At 72.9% G+C, this 1235-nt stretch carries 2 protein-coding genes; both read right to left on the bottom strand.

Going from position 1 to position 1235, the window contains the following annotated elements:
- A partial coding sequence (locus ACH01S_RS41715) for a CU044_5270 family protein (protein WP_157406375.1) occupies positions 1 to 1038 on the bottom strand: 1038 nt, incomplete at its 3' end.
- On the bottom strand, positions 1031 to 1235 hold a 205-nt coding region (locus tag ACH01S_RS41710; protein ID WP_169809448.1), incomplete at its 5' end, for a sigma factor-like helix-turn-helix DNA-binding protein. The genes ACH01S_RS41715 and ACH01S_RS41710, both read right to left, overlap by 8 nt.

Below are 1235 nucleotides of genomic sequence, written 5' to 3'. Positions count from 1 at the left end.
GCCCGCGAGGCGGCTCTCCACGGCGAGGGGGTGTCCGGTCCGCGGGTCGATGATCAGTCGGGTGTCCATGGCTCCGGTGGCGGTCCAGAAGGCGACGCCGCGGCGGCCGAGACGATCGGTGACGGTTCCGTGGCTGCGGTCGATCGGCAGACCGGCCAGCACCCGGTACAGGGCGGCCTGGACGGCGGGCGGTGCGGGGGCGACGACCAGCAGGTCGGTGATCTGCTGGAACGTGTCGTCCGGCGATGGCGTCCAGCCCGCCTTCGGTTTCGTTGCCGGGTTCACGAACAACTCGTCCAGCGCGGCCTTGAGCGCCGTCGGATCGGTGGGCAGCGCGGCGATCTGGCCGAGGGTGAGGGGTCTGCCCGCCGCGCTCGGATAGGTCGGCGCTTCTGGCGAGGTCGTGCTCGTGCTGCGTTTCAGGGCGAGCGCCGCGGGTGGGGCCGTCCGCAGACCGATGCTCATGCCGTGGATCTGGCAACTGCGGGAACGCTCCGCGCTGGTCTCCCGCCAGGCGCGTTCGTCGGCGACGCTCAACCGCCGGTCGGTGACCGCGTCGACGACGAGCCAACTGGTGTCGCGTCCGGATCGGGCCGCCCAGAGCCGGGCGTCGCACGTCGAGGAGTAGCGGTACAGGGGTTTCGCGGTGGGGGGCGGCGGCTCCGCGCCGGTGTCGCCCAGGTAGTCCACGGTGGTGTAGGTGCTGAGGTCGGCCGTCCAGTACCGTCCGGTCGCCGTGTCGCTTTCCTGGAGTGTTGTGGCGGCGGCGAGGAGGGTCCGGCGCGCGGACGGCGGGGCCGTGTCCTGGTCGGTCGGGTGTGTCACGACCATCAGTCCGGCGACCAGGGCCGCCGCCGCGACGATGGCTCCGCCGTACCGCAGGCGCCGTCCGGGCGCGCGAGTGGGCGCCAGGACCGGTCGCGGTTCCGACATCGCGCGGGCGCGGAGGCGTTCGAGCCGTCCAGGATCGGCGGGCGGTTCGAGCCAGTCCGGCCGGACGGCCGACATCATCGCCAGCAGATCGGTCTTCCTACTCATCGGTGTCCCCTTCACTTCTCGGATCCGAGTCGCGGGCCACGGCGTCGATGCGGCGGTCGAGCTGGCGGCGGGCCCGATGGACGCGCATGGCGAGCGCGGGCTGGGAACAGCCCAGGACGTCGGCGGCCTCACGCGACGACAGCCCGTGCCATCCGAGAAGCATCAGGACCTCGCGGTCCCGCTCGGGTAGCGCGGCC

The organism is Actinomadura chibensis NBRC 106107 (assembly GCF_001552135.1).
GTDB lineage: Bacteria > Actinomycetota > Actinomycetes > Streptosporangiales > Streptosporangiaceae > Spirillospora > Spirillospora chibensis.
This window is presented reverse-complemented; position numbering and strand designations above follow the sequence as displayed.